The following is a 22172-nucleotide window of genomic DNA, read 5'->3' as shown; positions in this document are numbered from 1 at the left end:
CCAAATCTCTCCCTTGCCCGGACCGGGCGAACCTGAGAAGCCGGAGACGAAAAGCACGAGGACCCGAATGCCCCGCAACAGACCGATGATCCTTGCAGCGCTGGCGGCCACCGCGGCCCTGGCCGCCGGATGCACCGATGTGAAGGAAAGCCTTCCGTCCCGGACCGCCACCGAACAGCTTCTGATCTCCAGCGCCGCGGACAACGCCGCCAACCGCCTGCGGCTGGATCTGCCGGCGGACAAGCGCGCCTTCCTCGACACCGGCAACTTCGACGGCACCGACGCCAAATACGCCGCGAGCGCGATCAAGGAATCGCTGCTGCGCCAGGGCGTCCGCCTTGTCCCCGACCGGGCCGCCGCCGACACGATCATCGAGATCCGGCTGGGCGCCCTGTCGGTGAACCAGAGCAAGACGGTGCTGGGCATTCCCCCGATCACCCTGCCCGGCGCGATCACCCTGCCGGAGGCGTCGGTCTACAGCTCCACCGAGAACCAGGCGGTCGCGAAATTCTCCGCCTTCGCCTACGACAACCAGAGCGGCGCCCTGGTCGCCTCGACGGAGCCGGCCTACGGCCTGTCGGGGGAGCAGAGCTACCGGGCGATGACGCTGTTCTCCTGGCGCACCTCGCCCCCCTACCCCGAAGACACCAACTGACGACACCGACCGACGCGGACCTGTCCGCACGGATTTTGCGTTCGCCCAAAGCCATAGCCGCATTCTCTGGCGCGGCGGGGGGTGGACGCGTACCATGCCGTGGCCCCGCGGGGCGCGGCATCAAGCGCAAAGGCGACGGCACAGTGGACGATCATGGGGCGGAACAGGACAGTGGCGTCCGGCAATCGGAACGGCTGCTGCTGGCCCAGACGACCGCCCTGGAGCAAGCCATCGGCGGCGCCGGGCTTGACGAGGCGCTGGACCTTCTGGCGCAAGCGGCGGCCGAGCGGTTCGGCGGGCGCGCCGCCATCATCCTGATGAGCGACGACGGTCGCACCCTGCGCTTCGGCGTCGCGGCCGGCCTGCCGGAGTCCTACCGGCGGGCGGTGGATGGGACCGCCATCGGTCCGCAAGACTTTCCCTGCGCTCTGGCCGCCCACAGCGGAGAGCGGGTGGTCATCGCAAATGTGGCGCAGGACCCGCGCTGGGCATCCGGCCGAGCGCCGTTGCTTGACCATGGCATCGCCGCCTGCTGGTCCACCCCGATCCGCACCGCCACCGGAACGGTGCTGGGCGCCTTCACCATTTACCACGCCACCCCCTGCGCGCCCGGCCCGCAGGATTTGGACGCGATGGATCGGCTGACCCGCACCGCCGCCCTGCTGATCGAGCGGGACCGGACGGAACGGGAGCGCCAGTCCAGCGAAGCGCTGCTGTCCTCCGTGCTGGAGCATCTGCCGGTCGGCGTCGCCGTCTACGACACGCAGGGCCGCACCACCCGCAACAACCGGCTGATGCGCGACTACACCAACGGCTCGCTGCCCTCCGCCGACGACCGGGAGGCGCAGCGTTGGCGCGCCTTCCAGCCCGACGGAAGCCCGGTCGACCGCAGCGCGTTTCCGGGCGCGCGCGCCCTGCGCGGCGAGATCGTGGCGCCCGGCATGGATTTCCTGCACCGCGCCGCCGACGGGACGGAGCACTGGACGCGCGTGTCGGCGGCCCCGCTGCGCGACGGCGCGGGACAAATTACCGGCGTGGTCGCCGTGGTCAGCGACATCGACGCGGAAAAGCGGGCGGCGCAGGGCTTGGCCGCGGCGCTGGACGAGGCCCGGCGCAGCGAGCTGGTGGCCCATGAGATGAGCCACCGCATCATGAACAGCTTCCAGCTTCTGCACGGGCTGGTGTCGATGCAGACCGCCACGGTCACCGACCCGGCGGCGCGCAAGGCGGTGGAGCAGGCCTTCTCGCGAATCCAGGCGATGGCGCTGGTGCAGCGCCGCCTGTTCGAGGCGACGCGCAACGACCTCGCCACGCTCGACGCGGCCGACTACCTGCAACGGCTGGGGGAAAGCCTGACCGGCGCCTTCATCGATTCGGGCCGCTGCACCCTGGTCATCGACGCCGCGCACGGAATCCCGATGCCCGCCGCGCAGGCCTCGTCCATGGGGCTGATCGTGACGGAGCTGGTGCTGAACGCCCTGAAGCACGCCTTCGGCGCGCACCAGCAGGGGACGGTAACGGTCCGCTTCGAAGCCTGCGGCGACGACCGCCGGCTGACGGTGACCGACGACGGGGCTGGCCTGCCGGACGGCGCCGGCATGGTGAAGCCCGCCGGGTCGGGGCAGGGAATGGGCATGACGCTGGTGCACGGTCTGGTGCGCCAGCTCGGCGGAAGGCTGGAAATCGACCGCCCCGATCAGGGCGGCCGCCCCGGAACCCGCTTCGTCCTGACTTTTCCAGCCTGACCCGTCCAGCGCGTCAGGCGTCGAAGCCACGGGGTTCCGGGATGGCGCGGCGTCCTGATCCTTAGGCGACGGCTTCCATCGGCTTTTCGACCTTGCCGCCGAACCCGTTCTCCAGCGCCCAGATGGCGGCCTGGGTGCGGTTGGAGGCGTTGATCTTGCGCAGCAGGCTCTTCAGGTGAACCTTCACCGTCGCTTCGGTGATGTTCAGATGATTGGCGATCATCTTGTTGCTGTCACCCTGCAGCAGGCGCTCCAGGATCTGCGTCTCGCGCTGCGACAAGCCCTTGGCCGCGGTCGGGCCGTTGGCGCTGGTGTTGGCGCCGGCCTTGCCGGTGATGAGGAGGGCGGCGAGGTGGGTCGGGAAGACCTTTTCGCCGATCATCACCAGACGCAGCGACTGCGCCAGCGCGGCCGGGGAAATGTCCTTCATCAGGAAAGCGTCGGCGCCGGCCTGGATGGCGTTGGCCATTTCCTGGGCGTCGAGGTGGCTGGCCAGAAGGACGAGCCGCGCGGTCGGATACTGCTCCCGCAGGACGGTGACGGCCTGGACCGTGCCGTTGGCGGAAGCCGGGTCCATCATGATCAGCTCGGGCGTGTCGCCCTCCATCATGCCCGGCGGCGGTACGTCGCTGAAACTGGCGGCCTCTTTCGTGATGCGGAACTCCCCTTCCGAGAAGAGGGCCTTCATGCCTTCGCGGAAAAGTTTGTTGGCGTCGATCAGAAAGATGGAGACCGATTGCATCGTCCAGTCACTCTCGAAGGTGATTGAGATGAGCAACCCTACCCTATCGTTGGCGGGCCGGCTACCCGTCCGTTAGTAGAATATTAACCAATGAAGTCCGAGGCACGTCCTCCCATCGGGCATATGCCCTCCCCGGAAAGCCGGTCCAGGACGCTCCCGGATGCCTGGAAACTCGGAAAAACCACGCCTGAACAGGCCACTACCCATTTTGCGCGGGAATCGGACGCCGTCTCGTTAATATCACGGCAACCATAATCGGCCATTGGTACAGTCATCGTAATTCATCGCTTGGATGGGTGCCCGACATGCCGATGGTGTCCATGTGGAAGAAGATCAGTCCCTGTCACTTCGTGATGCAGGACTGTCACCGCCGGATCGAAATCCGTTACCACGCCACCGGCTCGCAGAGCGGTTGGGGCGTCTACGCCGACGGGACGCTGGTGCAGCAGCGCGCCGCCTTCACCGAAGCGCGCGGCATCGCCATGGGGCTGGCGACCGGAGCCTGAAACGGGCCTTGCCCGCCGGATGTCACAGCGCGGACATCGGGCGGTTAACCGGCCCTTGAGACTGTTCCGCGCAGGATGGCCTTCGTCGCAGGAGGCCGTCATGACGTTCCGCCCACTTCCCCTTCTCTGGCGCCGGCTCGCGCTCTGCGCCCTTCTCGGCCTCATGGGGATCGCCTTCTGGGCCGCGCTGCAACCGCAGTTGGCGCCCAGCGGCCTTTACGGCTTCGACAAGCTGGTGCACGCCGGGGCCTTCGGGCTCCTCACCCTGCTCGGCATCCTGGCCAGCGCCAGCCGGCGCGCCGCCGTCCTGGCGGTGCTGGCGGTCTTCGCGCTCGGCGCCGCCATCGAGGTGGCGCAATCCTTCGTTCCGGGACGCGAGGCCAGCCTGTCCGATCTGGCCGGGGACGCCGTGGGAATCGCCCTGGGAATCATGACCGTCCGGCTGGGACATCGCGCCATCCAACGCGCGCGCCGCGCGCGCCATGGAATAGTCACGCAGCCCGCGGCGTTTGCGTCCTTACCGGAGTGAGGGGACGCAGCGTCCGGATCGACAATCCCGAGCACCCTCCTCCGTTTTTGGTTTTGTTCGTCTACCGAACTATGCTATGCCGAAAGGCAGGACATCTGGAGTAACGCTTATGGACTGGCATAACGAAAAGGCTAAGACCGGCGCCCGCGCCCTGGAATCCGCGTTCGGCGTGATGCTGACGGTCTGCGAGGCCACCGACGGCTGGTGGAACTGGCACGCGGAGCATGAGGGGCTGAGCTGGACCCCCGACGCCCGCTGGTTCGCCACCCGCCGCGAGGCGCAGGACGCGGCGGAGGAGTGGGCCTCCACCCTGGCGCCGCAGCATCTGGGCTTCCTCCACCGCGCGGCCTGACGCGCCGTTGAACGATGCGATCGGGGCGGTGCCGTTGACCCGCCCCGCGTCCGCTTCCACAATGGCCACCGTGCCAAGGCGACGGGAAGCGGCTGCGATCATCCCTTGGGACTGTTCATCAGCCCCATTGCGGTGACGAGATGCAGCACGAGACATCTTCCCTTCCTGGCCTTTCGCTTCAGAAAGCCTTCCTGCCACCCGAAGCCATTCTGGTGGCGGTCGGAACCGGTGCCGGGCGTTGGACCGACGCCGCCTCCGGCAAGAGATGCTTCGCCCTGCCGTCCTCCCTATCGGGACTCGACGCGTGGTGCGGTCCGGTCGGGCCGCGCCAGATCGAACTGGCTGGTTCTGGACGGTTGCGGCGACGCTTTGGCGGTGCTGGACGGTGCCACAGATCTGCTGCGCCTGCGCCGCATCGACTTCCTTCAGTTCGACGAGTCTGAGGCCGGTGGGCAAATGGCCGCGCTGTACGCGCGCCTGCAAGCCAACGGCTATTCCCTGTTCCGCTTCGCCGACCGCAATCTGGAGTTCCGCGCCACGCCGCCGGAAGACGGGCGCGGCGGCACGCACATGGCGGTCGCCCCCCGGCACTGGAATCGGCTGTTCACGCGCAGCCAGGGCATGTTCCGCTACAAGGACCTGTTCCCCCGCCACGGAGTCGCGCCGCGCGGCATCATCCATGTCGGCGCCCATGAGGGCGAGGAGTACGCCAACTACCGGGAGGCCGGCGCCGACCGCGTCCTCTTCGTCGAGGCGGACCCGGCGACCTTCGCCACGCTTCAGGCCCGTTTCGTCGGCAACGGCGATGTTATCTGTCTGAACGCCGCGGTGTCCGACCGGGCCGGGCGGGCGCGCTTTTCGCGCATGTCGAGCCGCCAGTCCAGCTCCCTGCTGGAGCCGACCGGCCATCTGAGCGTCTATCCCCACATCACCGTCGACGAGGTCATCGAGGTGGAGACCCGGACCCTGCCGGATCTGCTGGCGTCCAACGGCCTCGCGCCCGAGGAGTTCAACGTGCTGGCGATCGACGCGCAGGGGTCGGAGTGCCGCATTCTCACCGGCTGCGGCGATCTGCTGGCCGGGTTCGACGCGGTGGTGACCGAGGTGAGCTACGCCGAGCTGTATGAAGGCTCGGGCCTCGCCGCCGATGTGGACGACATCCTGTTCGCCCACGGCTTCGACCGAGTCGCCGAGACCAGCCCCTACCATCACAGCTGGGGCGACGCGCTCTACGTCCGCCGTCCCGGCTGACACCCGTCAGGGCAGCAGGACCGGCGCGCTCCAGGGATCGAAGGGCACCAGCCGCGCCCGTTCGCGGTCGGGCCGCAGGGAGGCGCGCAGCGCCGGGTTCAGCATCGCCGCCGTCACCGAGAAGGAGCTGTTGGACACGGCGACCACGTCGGCCCGCGACAGGATCCAGTGGTCGGTGAAGAATTCCGCCCCAGGCAGCGGCGCCCCCAGATCGCCGGCGAGGACGGGGCGGTAGCGGGCGAAGCGCTCCGCCAGCTCCGGCGCGTCGGTGGCGAGATAGAGCACCGGCCGGTCCAGGCTGGGCCACACCCCGGCCAGCCAGTCGAGATACCAAGCCTCCGGGGCGATCCAGAAGCGGTCGTTGAGGCCGAAATCGCCGCGGCGCAGATGGATCGCCACCAGGGTCCGGCCGCGCACCCGCACCCCGTCCAGCGCCGCCGCGGCCCGCTCCGCCACCGCGCCGACCGGCGTGAAGAGGGCGCGGAACCGCGCGCGGTGCGGCGCCAGCGGCGCGGTGTCGCCGCAGAAGTAGCCGACCACGTCGTGACCGTCCGGACCCGCCAACGCCCGCCCCTCCAGCAGCGCCGGAACGCCGCAATCCTCCTCGTGCAGGCTGGGCAGCGGCGGGCCGGGGAGCGGATCGTCCAGGCCGTAGAGAGGACGACCGATCCACTCCGGCGTTTCCAACTCCATCCCATTCCGCTCCGCGCAGACGCGCAGACACCCGTATTGGAGGAGCTGGTTGCCGAACCGGCCGGCATGGCCGAGCGTGGACACCGACAGCCGCCGCCTGCCCGACGGTTGGCGCGGCGGCGGGGCGTCGCCCACGGCCCGGCGCAGCAGCAACATTGCCCGGCGCGAGAAGCCGGTGCCGATGCCCGGTGCGGCGGCGATCGCGCGGTCGTAGAGGGCCAGCGCCTCGCGGTCGGCCCCCTGCGCCTCGCGGACCGCGCCGGCCAGCAGCAGGCCGGTGGGCAGGCCGGGGGCGAGCCGCAGCGCCCAACGCGCGCAGCGGCCGGCCCAGGCCGCATCGCCCCGTCGCAGCACGGCGCGGCCGAGCGCCACCCAGGAGTCCCCGTCGTCCGGGCGCGCGGCCAGCGCCCGTTGCAGCAGCATCGCCGCCCGCTCCGCCAATCCGGCGCGCTCGCACAGCCGGCCATGTTCGGCCAGCACCGCCGCATCGCCGGGACACAGCCGGCCGGCCCGGTCCAGCGCCCGCCCGGCCGCCTCCAGGGCGTGCACCGCGTCGAGCGCCGCGCCGAGGGCGAGGTGCAGTTCCGCCGAGGCGGGGTCGAGCGACAAGCCGCGCCGCGCCGCCGCCACCGCCGCGCGCGGCTTCTCGGCGATCTGCTGGGCGGCGGCGAGCCGGACCAGCAAGCCGGTGTCGGCGGGTGCGGCCAGCGCCGCGCGCCGGCCCGCCGTGACCGCCGCGCCGCGCCTCCCCAGCTCGTTGCGCAGCAGGCACAGGCTCGCCCAACACCCGCCCTGCGCGGGGTCCAGGGCCAGCGCCGGACGAAGCGCCGCGATGGCCCGTTCCGTCTGGCCGAGCGCCTGGCATGCCTCCGCCTCCGCCATGCGGGCGCGCAACAACGTCGGGTCGAGCCGGGCCGCGAGCCCGGCCAGCCGGGCGGCCCCCTGCAACCTTCCGAGCCCCTTGGCCGCCATCGCCGCGTCGAAGGCGGCGGAGAGGTTTTGCGGATCGAGCGCCAGCACCCGTTCGTAAAGCGCCACGGAAGAGGCAAGGGTGCCGGAATCGAAGGCGGCCTCCGCCAACACGCGAAGCGCCGGGGCCAGCCGCTCCGCCGCCTCCCCATGATCCGACTGCAAACGCAGCGTGGCGAGCCAGCTTGCCGCTGCCGCCGCGGTCTGCCCGAGCGCGTCCTGAACCTTGCCGCGGTTGAGGTGATAGGTCGGCGATGCCGGATCGCCGGCCACGGCGGCGTCGAGATGGGGAAGCGCCGCCGCGACCCGCCCGGTCTGGGCCAGCAGAAGCCCCATCAGATGGCTGGCGTCGGGATGGCCGGGGACCGCCTCCAGGATCCGCCCATAGAGGGTCTCCGCCTCCGCCATGCGCCCGGCGATGTGATGGTCGAGCGCGATGGACAGGGCTTCGGAGACGGTGGCCATGAGCCGGGGCAATCCGCGTGGGGCCGCTTCGGGATGGCGCCACAGTGGCTGGGCTACCCCCGGACTGTCAACCGCCGGACTCTCAAACGCCCGGCTTGGCCTTCGCGGCCGGGAACACCCGCGCGCGCAGGAAGTCCACCAGCGCCCGCACCTTCGGCGAGGGGTGCTTGCTCGCCGGCCACAGCACATGGAAAACGCTGGTGCGCCCCACGTGATCGGCCAGGACCGGCTCCAGCCGGCCATCGGCCAACAGATCGCGGATGGCGAAGTCCGGAAGGTAGGCGATCCCCAGCCCCTGCAGCGCGAAGCACACGCGCGTTTCGATGTTGTTGCAGATCATCGAGGTCGGCAGTTGCAGGTCAGGCTCGCCGGGCGCCTGCCGAAGCGCCCAACTTTCCAGCTTGCCGCTGCTGGGAAAGCGGTAGTGCAGGCAGTCGTGCCGCCGCAGATCGGCCGGTGTCCGCGGCGTGCCCCGCCGCGCCAGATAATCCGGCGAGGCGACCAGCAACAAACGGAAGTTCCCCAGCCGGCGCGCCGACAGCCGTGAATCGGCCGGCTCGCCCGTGCGCACCACGGCGTCGAAGCCCTCCTCGATCACGTCGACCATGCGGTCGGTGAAGTCCAGGTCCAGCTCGATCTCGGGGTAGGCGCGCATGAACTCGCCGAGCACCGGCAGGAGCAGCGAGCTGACCAGCGGCAGGCTGACGCGCAGGCGCCCGCGCGGCGCGGCGGAGGCCTGGGACAGCTCCAGCTCCGCCGCCTCGATCTCTGCCAGGATGCGGCGGCTGCGCTCCAGGAACAGCGCGCCCTCGGCGGTCAGCGTGACGCTGCGCGTGCTGCGGTGGAACAGGCGCACGCCCAGCTTCTCCTCCAGCCGCGCCACGCTCTTGCCCACGGCCGAGGCCGACACGCCGAGCAGCCGGCCGGCGGCGACGAAGCTGCGCGTCTCGGCAACCTGCACGAACACCACGAAGCCGTTCAGGCTGTCCATCCGGCGCCTCCATTGCGGACATCCAGCTCCGCACAATCAGGAACTGCACCCGGCTTTTTCTTTAATAGCAGGATTTTTATCGTCAGGTCATCGCCCATTGAAACGAGCCGCGTGCCATGACCCATCCACCCATTGCCCTCCGCCAAGGCGTTCCGCCGGCGACCCTCCGTGAGCGCGTCCACAGCGTCGTCCAGCGGGCGCTCGACGAGCAGCGGCTTGTCGGCGCCGTCGTCCTGGTGGCGCGGGACGGCGCGCTGCTCCACCGGCAGGCCGCCGGCTTCGCCGACCGCGAAAGCGCGCGGCCGATGGCCGTGGAGACGGTCTTCCGTCTGGCCTCGGTCAGCAAGCCCATCGTCTCCACCGCGGCGCTGGCGCTGGTGGCGCAAGGCCGGCTCGACCTCGACGCGGACATCACGCGCTGGCTGCCCCGGTTCCAGCCCCGGCTGGCCGACGGCCGACCGGCGCGCATCACGGCGCGGCAGTTGCTCAGCCACACCGCCGGTCTCGGCTACCGCTTCTTCGAAGCCGACGCGGACGGCCCCTATGCGCGGGCCGGCGTGTCGGACGGCATGGACGCCTCCGGCATCACCCTGGACGAGAACCTGCGCCGCCTCGCCGGCGTGCCGCTTCTTTACGAACCGGGGATGGGTTGGGGCTACTCACTGGCGACCGACGTGCTGGGCGCGCTGGTCGCGCGGGTCCACGGCACGCCGTTGGACGAGGCGGTGCGCCGTCTGGTGACCGGCCCGCTGGGCATGGCGGACACCGGCTTCACCGCCCGCGATCCCCGGCGCGTCGCGACCGCCTATGTGAGCGATGCACCACAGCCGCATCGGCTGGCCGAGGGCGAGACGGTCTCCCCCTTCGAGGGCGCCGTCGGCATCGCCTACAGCCCTGAACGCATCTTCGATCCACAGGCCTTTCCGTCGGGCGGCGCGGGCATGGCGGGGACGGCGGAGGATCTTTTGCGGCTGCTGGAGACCCTGCGCCAGGGCGGCGGCGCGCTCCTGCCCGGCGAGTTGATCGCGGAGATGGCCCGGGACCAGACGGCCGGCCGGGAGTTGCCCAACGCGCCCGGCTTCGGCTTCGGGCTGGGCTTCTCGGTCCTGCGCGACCCGGCATCGGCCGCCTCGCCCGAATCGGAAGGGACCTGGCGCTGGGGCGGCGCCTATGGCCATTCCTGGTTCGTGGACCGGGCGCGGGGCCTCAGCGTCGTCGCCTTCACCAACACGCTCTACGAGGGCATGTGCGGCCGCTTCGTCACCGATCTGCGCGACGCGGTCTATGGCGCTTTGGAGGCGCGGCCATGAGGACGCCCCCGCGCACAAGCGCCGCCGCTTCGGACCGTTTGCCCCTAGCCTCGCTGCTGGCGCTGGCCATGGCGGCCTTCATCACCATCCTCACCGAAGCGTTGCCCGCCGGACTGCTGCCGCAGATGGCCCAAGGGCTGGGAGTGACCGAAGCCTGGGTCGGGCAGACCGTGACGATCTACGCCGCCGGTTCGCTGGCGGCGGCCATCCCGCTGACCGCCGCCGCGCAGGGGGTGCGCCGCCGCCCGCTGCTGCTGGCGGCCATCGCCGGCTTCGTCGTCGCCAACACCGTCACGACCCTGTCCGGCAGTTTCGCCCTGACCATGGTGGCGCGCTTCCTGGCGGGCGTGTCGGCCGGCCTGATGTGGGCACTGCTGGCGGGCTATGCCGCGCGCATGGTGCCCGACCACCAGAAGGGCCGGGCCATCGCCGTCGCGATGGTCGGCGCGCCGTTGGCTCTGTCGCTCGGCGTGCCGACCGGCACCTTCCTGGGCAATCTGGTGGACTGGAGGGTGTGCTTCGGACTCATGAGCGCGCTGGCGCTGGCGCTCATGCTGTGGGTGCGCGTCGTGGTGCCGGACTTCGCCGGGCAGGCGGCGGGCAGTCGGCTGTCTCCGGGGCGCGTGTTCACCCTGGCCGGCGTGCGCCCGGTGCTGTTCGTGGTGCTGGCCTTCGTGCTGGCGCACAACATCCTCTACACCTACATCGCGCCGTTCCTGGCGGCGGCGGGCATGGAAGGGCGGACGGATCTGGCGCTGCTGCTGTTCGGCGCCGCGTCTCTGCTGGGCATCTGGATCGTCGGCGCGCTGATCGACGGCCATCTGCGGGCGCTGACGCTGGCCAGCACCGTCCTGTTCGGTCTGTCCGCGCTGGTGCTCGGCGTGGCGGGCGATGCCCCGGCCGTGATCCTTGCGGCGGTGGCCGCCTGGGGCCTGGCGTTCGGCGGTGCGGGGACGCTGTTCCAGACGGCCCTGGCCAGGACGGCGGGCGACGCGGCGGACGTCGCCCAGTCCATGCTGGTCACCGCCTGGAACACGGCCATCGCCGGCGGCGGCCTCCTCGGCGGCGTGCTGCTCGAACGGCTGGGCGTCGGCGCCTTCGCGCCGGCCGTCCTGGTGCTGCTGGCGGCGACGCTGCTGGCGGTGTGGGGGGCGAGGCGGCACGGCTTTCCCGCCCCGGCCGACGCGGCCGGAGCGTGAAAGGGCGCCGCCGCCGTCAGTCCGTGCGATCCAGCCGGCGCAGATGCAGCATGTAGAGCCGGGAGAAGCGCGTCACCAGATCGTGGAAGGGCAGCGGCTTCACCGGGGTGAAGGGCAAGGCCAGTTCCGGCGCGCCCGTCCCCGTGGCGTGGAGCGCCAGTTCGCGGCCCACGGCGGTGCCCAGCGCCATGCCGCGCCCGTTGTAGCCGACCGCCCCGGTCACGCCGGGCGCCAGCTCGTGGAAGTGGGGCCGGAAATCGGCGGTCATCGCCAGATGCCCGCTCCAGCTCCGTGCGATGGCCGGGTTGCCGATCTGGGGGAAGACGCGGCGGATGCGCTCCCGCGTGCGTTCCCGCGCCCGCCGCTCGGCGTCCGCCGACCGCACCAGCGTGCAGCCGGAGACCAGCCGGTTGTCGGCGGTCCAGCGGAAGAAATGCAGGTCGCCGCGGGTGTCGCTGCACGCCATGTCGGAGGGCAGCACGCTGGCGCGCAGGGCGGCGGGCAGCGGCTCCGTCACCATCTGGAAGTTCAGCACCGGCACGACGGAGCGGCGCAGCCCCGGCCACAGATCGTCGGTGTAGGCGTTGGTCGCCAGCACGACGCGGTCGGCGGTCACGCTGCCGCGCGGCGTGGTCAGCGTCCAGCCGGTGCCGGAGCGCGCGATGGACACGACCGGAGTGTCGCTGTGGATCGCCACGCCCAGCCCGAGGGCGGCCCGCGCCATCTCGCGGGCCAGCGACAGCGGGTTCACATGCCCGCCGGTCGGGGCGACCATGGCGCCGTGCCAGAAGCGCGTGCCCAGCGCTTGCTCCGTCTGCGCCGCGTCGAGCAGCGCGACCTCCGCCCCCAGCGCCCGCCACTGCGCGACCCGCTGCTCGGCCGCCTTCATGCGGCCCGGCCGGTGGGCCGGCTGGATCCAGCCCTTCTGCACGCCGTCGCAGCGCATCTGGTAGCGCTCGATCAGGTCGAAGACCAGCGCCGCCGAGCCGCCGACCATGCGGGCCAGCGCCGATCCCTTCGCCTCGCCGTAGGCCGCCGTCAGGTTGGCGGGGTCGAGGCGCGACAGCGTCGGGATGATCTGGCCGTTGTTGCGGCCCGACCCGCCGAAGCCCGGCTCGCGCGCCTCCAGCACCGCCACGCGCACGCCTTGCTCGGCCAGATGGATCGCCGTGGACAGGCCGGTGACTCCCGCCCCGACCACCGCCACGTCCGCCCGGACCGCCCCGTCCAGCGGACCGGTCTCCGGACCGGCGACGGCGCTCGCCGCCCAATGGGAGTCCGGCGGCGGCGCGTCCAGCAGCGGTTTGAGAAGCGCGCTCATCGGGTCCCCTCCTCCACCAGCAGCGTCTTGGCCAGCGCCACCCAGTAGCTGGCGCCGATGGCCAGATTGGCGTCGTTGAAGTCGTAGCCCGGGTTGTGCAGCAGGCAACCGCCGTCGGTCGGCCCGTTGCCCAGCCAGACGTAGCAGCCCGGCCGCTGCTTCAGCATGAAGGCGAAATCCTCCGCACCCATGGAGGGCATCGGGTCGTGATCGATGTTCGCCTCGCCGACCAGCGACGCGGCGACGCGGGCGCACAGCGCGGTCTCGGCGGCGCTGTTGACCGTCGCCGGGTAGCGCCGCTCGTAGCGCACGCCGGCGGTGCAGCCGAAGGCGGCGGCGGTGTGCTCGGCCAGCGCGCGCAGCCGCGCCTCGACCACGTCCTGCACCCCCTCCTTGAAGGCGCGGACGGTGCCGCGCAGCGTGACCTCCGCCGGGATGACGTTCCAGGTGTCGCCGCCGGTGATCCAGGTGGTGGAGACCACGGCGCTGTCCAGCGGGTGAAGGCTGCGGCCGGGAATGGTCTGCAGGGTGGTCAGCAGATGGCCGGCGGCGGTCATCGGGTCGTGGCCGAGATGCGGCATGGCGGCGTGGCTGCCCTTGCCGTGGACCGTCACCTCGAAGATGTCGTAGCTGCCCATCATCGGCCCCGGCCGCAGCGCGATCTGGCCGAGCGGCAGGCCCGGCCAGTTGTGCATGCCATAGACGCCGTCCACCGGGAACCGCTCGAACAGCCCGTCGGCGACCATCTCGCGGGCGCCGCCCTCGTTTTCCTCGGCCGGCTGGAAGATGACGTGCAGCGTCCCGGCGAAGTCGGGGTCGTCGGCCAGGACCTTGGTCGCCCCCAGCAGCATCGTGGTGTGGCCGTCGTGGCCGCAGGCGTGCATCCGCCCCGGATTGACCGAGCGGTGGGCGAAGTCGTTGGTCTCGTGGATGTGCAGCGCGTCCATGTCGGCGCGCAGCGCGATGGCCCGGCCGCCGGGCCGCCGGCCCTTCAGCGTGCCGACCACGCCGGTGCGCCCCAGCCCCGTCGCCACCTCCAGCCCGAAGGCGCGCAGCTTGTCCGCGACGAAGGCGGCGGTCTCGTGCTCCTCGAAGGCGGTTTCGGGATGGGCGTGCAGATGGTGCCGCCACTGCCGCATCTCCGGGGCCAGGGCCTCGGCGGCGGGGTGCAGGCGGACGTTCGCGGGGATGGTCATTCCGGGGACTCCTGGGGTCCGCCCGCCGGCAGGCTGTAGCGGAAGTCGCAGTGGCTGGCGCCCTGCATGATGGTCTGGGTGCGGGTGAAGCGGACGTCGGGCCGGTAGCCGCACATGAACTCGCCGTCCCGGTTGCAGGACAGGATGTCGCCGATCTCCTCCACGCCCATGGCGCGGTAGCTTTCGGCGTAGCGGCAGCGGGTGACGTTGAAGCCCAGCCGGTCGGGCGCGCTCTCGATCACCTCCAACCGCAGGGCGTCCCCGGCGGTCCACAGGGCCAGCCGCTCGTGGAAGGTGGCGAGGTCGGCGGTGCCGCGGGTGGCGCGGTCCTCCGCGGCCATGGCGGCGCCGGCCTCGCGGGCCATCACCTCGATGGCGCGGGCGAGCACGGCGCGCGCCCGCTCCCGTCCGATCTCGGGCAGGAGCTGGTCGTACAGCGCCTTGGCGAAGGCCGCCTCGATGCGCCGCCGCTCCAGGATGGGCAGGGGGGCGGACGCGGGGGCGGCGTTTTCGGTGTCGGTGGTCATCGCTGCGATCCTTTTTCCGTCAGCCGCCGAGATAGGCCGCCCGCACGCGCGGGTCGGCGGCCAGATCGGCGGCGCTGCCCGAGAGTGTCACCCTTCCCGCCTCCATGACATAGGCGTGATCGGCGACGCGCAACGCGGCGCGGGCGTTCTGCTCCACCAGCAGGATCGAGGTGCCCTCGCCGCGGATCTGGACCAGCAGGTCGAAGATCTGCTTCACCACCATCGGCGCGAGGCCGAGCGACGGCTCGTCGAGCAGCAGCAGGCGCGGCTTCGACATCAAGGCGCGGGCGATGCACAGCATCTGCTGCTCGCCGCCCGACAGCGACCCCGCCTTCTGGGTCAGCCGCTCGCGCAGGCGGGGAAACAGCTCCAGCATCCGCTCCATGCGGGCGGCGCGGTCGTGGCGCAACGTCCGCCCGCCGAGCAGCAAATTCTCCCGCACCGTCATGGTGCCGAAGATCTGCCGCCCCTCCGGCGCCTGGGCGAGGCCGCGGCGCACCACCTCGTGGCTGGGGCTGTCGGTCATGTCCTCGCCGTCGAAGACGGTGGCGCCGCCCGTGGTGCGGTAGATGCCCGACAGGGCGCGCATCAGCGTGGTCTTGCCGACGCCGTTGGCGCCCAGCACGGCGACGATGGCCCCCTCCGCCACGTCGAGCGAGACGCCGCGCAGGATCTCCTGCGGCCCCATGCGCACCGTCAGGTCGCGGACCTCCAGGATGCGGCGGGAGGTGGTGTTGCTGGCCTGGGCTCCGTCAAGCGGCATCGTCTTCCACTCCCAGATAGGCTTCGAGAACGGCGGGGTCGCGCTGCACCGCCTCCGGCGTGCCGTCGGCGATCTTGCGGCCGGACGCCAGGACGATGACGCGGCTGCAGCTTCCCATCACCAGCCCCATGTCGTGCTCGACCAGCAGAACGGTGACGCCGCCGGCGTGCAGGCGGCGGATGAAGTCGGCCAGCTCCGCCGTCTCGGTGTCGTTCAGGCCCGCCGCCGGCTCGTCGAGGATCAGCAGCCGGGGCGCCGTCGCCAGGGCGCGGGCGATCTCCAGATACTTGCGCTTGCCGTAGGACAGGTTGGCGGCGATGTCCCCGGCCTGGGCGGTCAGGCCGACGCGCTCCAGCGCCTCCCAGCTCCGCTCGCTGACCGCGCGGCTGTGGGCGCCGCCGTTGACCAGCGCCCGCCAGGGCGACTGGCCGAAGGCGCCGACCGCCCCGACGGACACGTTGTCGAACACCGTCATGTTGGGGAAGACGCGCAGGTTCTGGAAGGTGCGGCCCATGCCCATGCGGGCGATCTGCCAGGGCTTGCGGCCCGTGACGTCCTGCCCGTCGAAGGTCACCGTGCCGTCCGACGGCGGGGTGAAGCCGGTGATCAGGTTGAACAGGGTGGTCTTGCCGGCGCCGTTGGGGCCGATCAGCCCGACCAACTCGCCCTTGGCGATGGTGGCGCTGACGTCGCTGACCGCCAGCAGGCCGCCGAAGCGCCGGGTCAGCCCCTGGATGGAGAGAAGCGTGTTGCTCATGATCCGCCTCACTTCCAGCCGACGGGCGTGCCGCCGGCGATGGTGGCCCAGCCGCGGGAGAAGGAGCGGCGGACGAAGCCCAGCGCGGTGCCTTCGGCCAGCATGCCTTTGGGCAGCAGCAGGATGGACAGGAACATGGTCGCGCCGACGGCGATCATGCGGTAATCGCCGATGTCGCGCAGCGCCTCCGGCAGGACGATCATGAACAGGGCGCCGACGACCGCGCCGGGAAGGCTGCCCAGCCCGCCGACCACCACCATCGCCAGGATCAGGATCGATTCCATGAAGCGGAAGTTGTCCGGCGCGATGTAGGCGGAGGTGTGGGCCAGCAGCGCCCCGGCGATGCCGGCGAAGAAGGTGGCGACGACGAAGGACTCGATCTTCAGCCGCTCCACGTTGATGCCCATGCTGTCGGCGCACTGGTCGTCCTCGCGCAGAGCCCGCAGCGCGTTGCCGTAGTAGGAGTGGGTCAGCCGGTGCAGCACCCAGACGCAGGCGACGGCGATGACCGCGACCGCCAGATAACGGCTGAGCAGCGTGTCGGCCTGCCAGCCGAACAGCGAGATCGGCGGGATGCCGCGGATGCCCATCGGGCCGCGCGTCACGTCCACCCAGTTCAGCAGGACCACGTAGATCATCTCGCCGATGCCCAGCGTGGCGACGGCGAAGTAGATGCTGACCAGCCGCATGGTCGGCAGCGCCACCAGGAAGCCGAACAGCGCGGCGATCAGCCCCGCCGCCGGCAGCGTGACGATGAAGGGCAGGCCGAGCTTCGTGGACAGCAGCGCCGCCGCGTAGGCGCCGATGCCGTAGAAGGCGGCGTGGCCGATCGACAGCAGCCCGGCGGTGCCCGTCACGTGGTTCAGGCTGGCCGACAGGATGACGAAGATCATCGTCGTGATGGCGATCTGGGCGAGGTAGCTGGACCCGGTGCCGACGATGGCGGCGGGCACGGCGCCGAAGGCGACCGCCAGCAGGAGCAGGGTCCAGGCGAACCGCCGGCCTCGCCCGGAAAACGCGGCGGGCGGCGCGAGGGTGTCCGGCATCAGCCGGGCGTCAGGCACGTTCACGTCCATGTCCGAACAATCCTTGCGGGAAGAAGACCAGCGTGATGACCAGAAGGCTGTAGGTGATCAGGTCCTTCCAGCCGCTGGACAGGAACTCGGTCGCGATGCTCTCCGACACGCCGAGCAGCAGGGCGCAGGCGACCGCTCCGGGGATGCTCGACAGGCCGCCCATCACCATGGCGACGAAGGCCTTGACGCCCGGCGCGAAGCCCATGTGCGGCGAGATGGCGCCGTCGTAGAGGCCGACCAGGATTCCCGCCGTGGCGCCCAGCATCGAGCCGACCGCGAAGGTGGTGACGATGGTGCGGTCGGTGTTGATGCCGACGTAGCGGGCGCCGAGCTGGTTGTTGGACACGGCGCGGATGCCGAGGCCGGTCTGGGTGCGGTAGAGCAGGAACTGCAGCGCGCCCAGCATGACGGCGGAGGTGGCGAAGATGACCAGGCTGCCGCTGGCGACCATGACCGGCCCGATGGCGACCGGCTGCTGCAGCAGGTAGCCGGACGGGATGCCCTGCATGTCGCCGCCGAAGATGTGCATCATGATCTCGCGCGTCACGATCGACACGGCGAGCGAGGAGAGCAGCGTCGCCTCGCGCATGGCGCGGGACTTCTGGCTGGCCTCGTCGGTGAAGCGGCGGAAGGGGCGGAAGGCGATGCGCTCCAGCCCGACGCCGGACACCGCGCCCACCGCCAGAACCAGCGGCACCACCGCCAGCAGCGGCGGGGCCATCGCGGTGATGACCATCAGCCCGACGAAGGCGCCGATGGTGTAGACCTCGCCATGGGCGAAGTTGACGACGTTCAGGACGCCGAAGATCAGCGTGAAGCCGATCGCCATCAGGGCGTAGACGCACCCGATGGACAGGCCGTTGATGACCTGCTGAAGGAAGAAGACATCGAAGACCATGGCGTGCTCCAGGCTTCGGGGAGCGCGCCCGCCGGTCCCGGCGGAGCGCGCACCACGGCGTGTGTCCCGAAAAGCGGATCGTGTGGATAGCCCTGGGGCGTCCCTGGGGGCGTCCTTAGACGGTACCGGTCAGGGACCGGTCACGACCTGGAAGCGGCCGTCCTTCACCATCATCTTGGCCAGCGCCTTCGCCGGCTCGCGGGTGACGGGGTCGAAGCTGGTGGCGCCGGTCACGCCGGGATAGCCGGTGGTGGCGGCCAGCGCGTCGCGCAGGCTCTCACGCGTCACCGACGGGCCGGCCTTGGCGACGGCGTCCAGCATGATGCCGACCGCGTCGTAGGCCTGGGCGGCGAACATGCCGGGCTCCGACTTGAAGCGCGCGGCGTATTCCTTGACGAAGGTCTGCACCGCCGGGTCGGGGTTGTCGGGCGTGAAGGTGGTGGCGAGATGCAGCCCCTCCACCGAGTCACGCCCCAGCTCGATCAGCTTGGGCGAATAGAGCGAACTGGTGCCGTAGAGCGGGATCTTGATGCCGAGCTGCTCGCGCTGCTGGGCGAAGGCGGCCCCCTCCTCGTAGAACATGGCGAGGTAGATCACGTCGGGCTTCTGCCGGGCGACCTTGGTCAGGATGGAGCGGAAATCGCGGTTGCCGGGGTTGAAGGCCTCGGTGGCGGTGATCTTGCCGCCCTTGGCCTTGAAGCCGCTGACGAAGCCGTCGAGCGCCGAGATGCCCCAGTCGTTCTGGATGTAGATCACCGCCGCCGTCTTCTTGCCCGCAGCGATGATCCAGTCGGCGTTGTACGGGCCTTCGAAGGCCTGGGTGGTGATGTTGCGGAACTGCCAGGGGCTGAGCTTGGTGAAATCCGGGTGCGAGGCGGTCTGGGAGAGCTGCGGCATCTTCTCCGCCGCGTAGATCTCGCCCGCCGCCATCGACACGGTGGAGGAGAAGTCGCCGATCACCCCGACGACCTTGGAATTGTCGAGGAACTTGTGCGCGATGTTGCGCGCCTCCTTGGGATCGTCCTTGCTGTCCTCGAAGGTGATGGCGACCTTGGCGCCGGCCAGCTTGCCCGAGGCGTTGAACTCCTCCAGCTTGATCTGGGCGGCGTTGCGGAACATCTCGCCGTACTGGCTGCGGTCGCCGCTGAGCGGCGCCTGATAGCCGATGACGATCTCGCGGTCGGCGGCCTGGGCAACGGTGGCGCCGGCGGTGGCGGCCAGCATGGCGCCCACAACGGCGCCGAGAATGGCGTTCTTCCTCATGGTTCGGTTCCCCTGTCGGCGAGGCTGGACGGTCAATTCGCGGCGGCCGGAGCGGCGGCTCCCGGCGTGATCGTCAGGTGGCAGCAGGTGCTGCGGCCCGGCTTCCAGGTGTCGACCTCGATCTCGAAGCCGGCGGTCTCGAAGGTGCCCTTGTCGACCGCGCCGGCGAGTTCGCAGAGCGTCTCCACCGTCTCGGCCGGCAGGTTGGCCTCCAGCCAGGCTTCCTTCAGCGGACAGGTGTGGAAGCGGATCTCCAGCACCTCGTCGGTGCAGCGCACGACCTCCGGACCGAACTGGACCTCGGCGTCGGGGATGAATTTCAGGAAGGAGTCGCGCAGGCCGGCGAGATCGGCCGGGGCGTGCGGCGCAAAATTGTGGGCGATGGCCGCACCGCGGCGATAGATGGTGCGCGCCATGATCTCCCGGGCCTTCTCCTCGCCGATCTCCTTGCGCATCTCGTCGAAAGCCGCCTCATAGACCATCGCGCGGCTCTTCATCGCGTTGCGCAGAAGTGTGCGAAACTCGTCCATCGGTGAATGCTCCTGTTCTCTGCCAATTGTCTTGCGGTGGCGATTTTTGTTTTTTGAAAGCGTTTGTTCTTTGCGTCAGAGGGACGGGCCGCCCTGAAGGAAGGCCTCGATCCGCGCCTCGTCGGCGGCAGTGTCGAAACCGGCACGCCCCATCCAGGCGTCGTCGTGGTAGGTGTTGCGGTAGCGCTCGCCGGAATCGCAGATCAGCGTCACCAGCGACCCGGCCCGCCCGGCGTCGCGCATCCGTCCGGCGATCCAGCACAGCCCGAAGAAGTTGGTCCCGGTGGACCCGCCGACCATCCGGCCCAGCCGCCGCGACAGCACCCGCATCGCCGCCAGCGAGGCCACGTCGGGCACCTTGATCATCTGGTCGACGACCTCGGGGATGAAGGAGGGCTCGACGCGGGGCCGCCCGATGCCCTCGATGCGCGACCCGCGCTCGCAGGTCAGCGCGGCGTCGCGGTTGACGAAGCTCTCGTAGAAAACCGAATGCTCGGCGTCGGGAACGCACAGCCGGGTCGGCAGATGGCGGTAGCGGATGTGGCGCCCGATGGTGGCGGCGGTGCCGCCGGTGCCGGCGCTCATCACGATCCAGTCGGGCACCGGGTGGCGCTCGCTGCGCATCTGGCCGAAGATCGACTGGGCGATGTTGTCGGTGCGCCAGTCGGTGGCGCGCTCGGCGTAGGTGAACTGGTCGAGATAGACGCCGCCCAGCCGCGCCGCCAGCGCCGCCGCCTCGGCGTAGATCGCCTTGGAGGATTCGACGAAGTGGCAGCGCCCGCCGTGCAGTTCGATGGCGGCGACCTTCTCGTCGGAGGTGCCGCGCGGCATCACCGCGTGGAAGGGAAGGCCGAGCAGACGGGCGAAATAGGCTTCCGACACCGCGGTGGAGCCCGACGACGCCTCGATCACCGGCGTGCCCTCGCCGATCCGCCCGTTGCAGATGGCGAACAGCAGCAGCGACCGGGCGACGCGGTGCTTCAGGCTGCCGGTGGGGTGGGTCGACTCGTCCTTCAGGTAGACGTCGATCCCGGACAGCTCCGGAACGTCGAGCTTCAGCAGCGGCGTGTCGGGCGACCGCGCCGCCTCGGTCTCCAGCAGCTCGATCGCGCGCCGGGTCCAGTCGCGGCAGGCAACCTCGGGCAGCGGGGTGTAATCGAGGCGGATCGGCTGACGGATCGAACCGGCGCCGGGAGAAAACGGCACGGTCTGCGCGGAAGCGGTCATGTCACCCTCAAAGCGCGATGACGGCGTCGATCTCGACCGACGCGCCGAGCGGCAGCGCCGACACCTCGACGGTCGAGCGGGCGGGGAACGGCGCCTGGAAGAAGCCGGCATAGACCTCGTTCACCGCCTTGAACTGGGTGAGGTCGGTCACGTAGACGGTCATCTTCACCGCCTTCGCCAAGCTGGTTCCCGCGGCCTCGGCGATCGCCGCGATGTTGGTCAGGCTGCGCGCCGCCTGGGTGGGCGCGTCCGGACCGGCGAAGGCCCCGGTGGCCGGGTCGATCGGCAGCTGGCCGGAGACGAACAGCAGCCCCCCGGCGACGCGGGCCTGGGCGTAGGGGCCGATGGCGGCCGGGGCTTTGTCCGTGGCGATGGTGTCGGTCATCATCCTGATCTTTCCTGTTCTGGCCCTGTGGTGGCGGCCGCCTGCTAAAGGCTGGCCTGCTCAAAGGCCGGGCGGTCTGCCCGCGATGGCGGCATGCGGGTGCATGCAAAATCCTCAAAACGAAAAAGCTTTTCTCCGGGCGGGCCAAACGAGCAAAATCATCCGTCCCAACCGCGAAGGCCCTGAGCAACCCCGATGACCATCGACGCCACCGACCGGAAGATCCTGGCCGCCCTCCAGGCCGACGCGACCCTGTCGCTCGCCGACCTCGGCAAGCAGGTCGGCCTGTCCGCCACCCCCTGCTGGCGCCGCGTGCAACGCCTTGAACAGGAAGGTTATGTCCGCCGCCGCGTGGCGTTGCTGGACCGGGCCAAGCTGAACGTCGACGTGACCGTCTTCGTGGCCGTCCGAACCAGCAAACATTCGGCGGAATGGCTGGAGGAGTTCCGCCGCGTGGTGGCCGACATACCGGAGGTTGTCGATCTCTACCGCTTGAGCGGCGAAATCGATTATCTGCTGCGGGTGGTCATTCCGGACATCAAGGCCTACGACGCCTTCTACCGAAAGCTCATCGAGCGCATCGAGCTTCAGGATGTCTCGTCGATGTTCGCCATGGAAGAAATGAAATCGACAACGGAAGTCCCTCTTTCTTACGTAAAAACCCAGACCAGCTAGGATTTTACTTGTTGGTTTTCTTTTTAGACTCACGCTTCGGCGTTTTTTGCGAAGCCCCTGTAGTGATTCTCAATATCGCATGGTTCGTATGAGAATTTTTTACTTTTTTGGCCAGGAAGACGCTTCACCGTAGAAAATATTTCCACG

The 22172-nt window shown here is 70.2% G+C and carries 23 protein-coding genes; 9 read left to right on the top strand and 14 right to left on the bottom strand.

The window, feature by feature from the left end:
* The first annotated feature begins 67 nt into the window (after positions 1 to 67).
* Positions 68 to 655 carry a DUF6655 family protein gene (locus tag ACWPN5_RS09435; RefSeq protein WP_145689405.1) on the top strand — a complete coding sequence of 196 codons (588 nt, stop codon included), beginning with the start codon at positions 68 to 70 and terminating at the stop codon, positions 653 to 655.
* Between the two features lie 143 nt (positions 656 to 798).
* A complete protein-coding gene (locus ACWPN5_RS09430; protein ID WP_145689404.1) occupies positions 799 to 2400 on the top strand; it encodes a sensor histidine kinase in 1602 nt (533 codons plus the stop codon).
* A 61-nt stretch (positions 2401 to 2461) separates the two neighbouring features.
* On the opposite strand, the gene ACWPN5_RS09425 is transcribed toward ACWPN5_RS09430, so the two are convergent.
* On the bottom strand, positions 2462 to 3142 hold the full coding sequence (locus ACWPN5_RS09425) for a LuxR C-terminal-related transcriptional regulator (protein ID WP_014200193.1): 681 nt from the start codon (positions 3140 to 3142) through the stop codon (positions 2462 to 2464).
* A 305-nt stretch (positions 3143 to 3447) separates the two neighbouring features.
* Between ACWPN5_RS09425 and ACWPN5_RS09420 the strand changes: the two genes are divergently transcribed.
* The 4 genes from ACWPN5_RS09420 to ACWPN5_RS09405 all read left to right on the top strand — a co-directional run bounded on the left by ACWPN5_RS09420 (position 3448) and on the right by ACWPN5_RS09405 (position 5780).
* Positions 3448 to 3648, top strand: a complete 201-nt coding sequence (locus tag ACWPN5_RS09420) for a hypothetical protein (RefSeq protein ID WP_145679878.1) — start codon at positions 3448 to 3450, stop codon at positions 3646 to 3648.
* A 100-nt stretch (positions 3649 to 3748) separates the two neighbouring features.
* The gene (locus ACWPN5_RS09415) at positions 3749 to 4177 is read left to right on the top strand and encodes a VanZ family protein (protein ID WP_145689403.1); all 429 of its coding nucleotides are present in this window, start codon (positions 3749 to 3751) and stop codon (positions 4175 to 4177) included.
* A 109-nt stretch (positions 4178 to 4286) separates the two neighbouring features.
* Positions 4287 to 4529, top strand: coding sequence for a hypothetical protein (locus ACWPN5_RS09410; protein WP_040137885.1), 243 nt, complete (start codon positions 4287 to 4289; stop codon positions 4527 to 4529).
* A 375-nt stretch (positions 4530 to 4904) separates the two neighbouring features.
* Positions 4905 to 5780, top strand: a complete 876-nt coding sequence (locus tag ACWPN5_RS09405; protein WP_492295278.1) for an FkbM family methyltransferase — start codon at positions 4905 to 4907, stop codon at positions 5778 to 5780.
* A 6-nt stretch (positions 5781 to 5786) separates the two neighbouring features.
* On the opposite strand, the gene ACWPN5_RS09400 is transcribed toward ACWPN5_RS09405, so the two are convergent.
* Both ACWPN5_RS09400 and ACWPN5_RS09395 read right to left on the bottom strand, forming a co-directional pair.
* A complete protein-coding gene (locus ACWPN5_RS09400; RefSeq protein ID WP_492295277.1) occupies positions 5787 to 7907 on the bottom strand; it encodes a tetratricopeptide repeat protein in 2121 nt (706 codons plus the stop codon).
* Between the two features lie 82 nt (positions 7908 to 7989).
* Positions 7990 to 8898: a LysR family transcriptional regulator gene (locus ACWPN5_RS09395; protein ID WP_492295276.1), complete on the bottom strand. Its 909-nt coding sequence runs from the start codon at positions 8896 to 8898 to the stop codon at positions 7990 to 7992.
* Positions 8899 to 9014: 116 nt separating this feature from the next.
* Between ACWPN5_RS09395 and ACWPN5_RS09390 the strand changes: the two genes are divergently transcribed.
* Complete coding sequence (locus ACWPN5_RS09390) at positions 9015 to 10208, top strand: serine hydrolase domain-containing protein (RefSeq protein ID WP_492295275.1); 1194 nt, start codon at positions 9015 to 9017, stop codon at positions 10206 to 10208.
* Positions 10205 to 11407 carry an MFS transporter gene (locus ACWPN5_RS09385; protein WP_492295274.1) on the top strand — a complete coding sequence of 401 codons (1203 nt, stop codon included), beginning with the start codon at positions 10205 to 10207 and terminating at the stop codon, positions 11405 to 11407. The genes ACWPN5_RS09390 and ACWPN5_RS09385 overlap by 4 nt, the downstream gene beginning before the upstream one ends.
* Before the next feature lie 16 nt (positions 11408 to 11423).
* On the opposite strand, the gene ACWPN5_RS09380 is transcribed toward ACWPN5_RS09385, so the two are convergent.
* The 11 genes from ACWPN5_RS09380 to ACWPN5_RS09330 form a co-directional block, all read right to left on the bottom strand.
* Positions 11424 to 12728, bottom strand: a complete 1305-nt coding sequence (locus ACWPN5_RS09380; protein ID WP_492295273.1) for an NAD(P)/FAD-dependent oxidoreductase — start codon at positions 12726 to 12728, stop codon at positions 11424 to 11426.
* On the bottom strand, positions 12725 to 13924 hold the full coding sequence (locus ACWPN5_RS09375) for a M20 aminoacylase family protein (RefSeq protein WP_492295272.1): 1200 nt from the start codon (positions 13922 to 13924) through the stop codon (positions 12725 to 12727). Before ACWPN5_RS09375 ends, ACWPN5_RS09380 begins: the two co-directional genes overlap by 4 nt.
* Positions 13921 to 14451, bottom strand: coding sequence for an L-2-amino-thiazoline-4-carboxylic acid hydrolase (locus tag ACWPN5_RS09370; RefSeq protein WP_051658725.1), 531 nt, complete (start codon positions 14449 to 14451; stop codon positions 13921 to 13923). Before ACWPN5_RS09370 ends, ACWPN5_RS09375 begins: the two co-directional genes overlap by 4 nt.
* Before the next feature lie 19 nt (positions 14452 to 14470).
* Complete coding sequence (locus tag ACWPN5_RS09365) at positions 14471 to 15214, bottom strand: ABC transporter ATP-binding protein (RefSeq protein WP_492295271.1); 744 nt, start codon at positions 15212 to 15214, stop codon at positions 14471 to 14473.
* Positions 15204 to 15971 carry an ABC transporter ATP-binding protein gene (locus tag ACWPN5_RS09360; RefSeq protein WP_094307113.1) on the bottom strand — a complete coding sequence of 256 codons (768 nt, stop codon included), beginning with the start codon at positions 15969 to 15971 and terminating at the stop codon, positions 15204 to 15206. The genes ACWPN5_RS09365 and ACWPN5_RS09360 overlap by 11 nt, the downstream gene beginning before the upstream one ends.
* Before the next feature lie 8 nt (positions 15972 to 15979).
* A complete protein-coding gene (locus ACWPN5_RS09355; protein ID WP_119509291.1) occupies positions 15980 to 17047 on the bottom strand; it encodes a branched-chain amino acid ABC transporter permease in 1068 nt (355 codons plus the stop codon).
* A complete protein-coding gene (locus ACWPN5_RS09350; RefSeq protein ID WP_059399728.1) occupies positions 17028 to 17945 on the bottom strand; it encodes a branched-chain amino acid ABC transporter permease in 918 nt (305 codons plus the stop codon). Before ACWPN5_RS09350 ends, ACWPN5_RS09355 begins: the two co-directional genes overlap by 20 nt.
* Positions 17946 to 18074: 129 nt before the next feature.
* Complete coding sequence (locus ACWPN5_RS09345; protein ID WP_492295270.1) at positions 18075 to 19208, bottom strand: ABC transporter substrate-binding protein; 1134 nt, start codon at positions 19206 to 19208, stop codon at positions 18075 to 18077.
* Between the two features lie 32 nt (positions 19209 to 19240).
* Positions 19241 to 19738, bottom strand: coding sequence for an L-2-amino-thiazoline-4-carboxylic acid hydrolase (locus ACWPN5_RS09340; protein ID WP_014200207.1), 498 nt, complete (start codon positions 19736 to 19738; stop codon positions 19241 to 19243).
* Between the two features lie 75 nt (positions 19739 to 19813).
* A complete protein-coding gene (locus ACWPN5_RS09335) occupies positions 19814 to 20965 on the bottom strand; it encodes a PLP-dependent cysteine synthase family protein (protein WP_145689391.1) in 1152 nt (383 codons plus the stop codon).
* 7 nt (positions 20966 to 20972) lie between these two features.
* Complete coding sequence (locus ACWPN5_RS09330; protein ID WP_014200209.1) at positions 20973 to 21353, bottom strand: Rid family detoxifying hydrolase; 381 nt, start codon at positions 21351 to 21353, stop codon at positions 20973 to 20975.
* Positions 21354 to 21545: 192 nt separating this feature from the next.
* On the opposite strand from ACWPN5_RS09330, the gene ACWPN5_RS09325 reads away from it, so the two are divergent.
* Positions 21546 to 22025: an Lrp/AsnC family transcriptional regulator gene (locus tag ACWPN5_RS09325; protein ID WP_103040629.1), complete on the top strand. Its 480-nt coding sequence runs from the start codon at positions 21546 to 21548 to the stop codon at positions 22023 to 22025.
* Positions 22026 to 22172: the final 147 nt, after the last annotated feature.

The organism is Azospirillum sp. UENF 211521 (assembly GCF_058780535.1).
The sequence above is the reverse complement of the archived record's forward strand: the minus strand, read 5'-3'. Positions and strand labels throughout refer to the sequence as shown.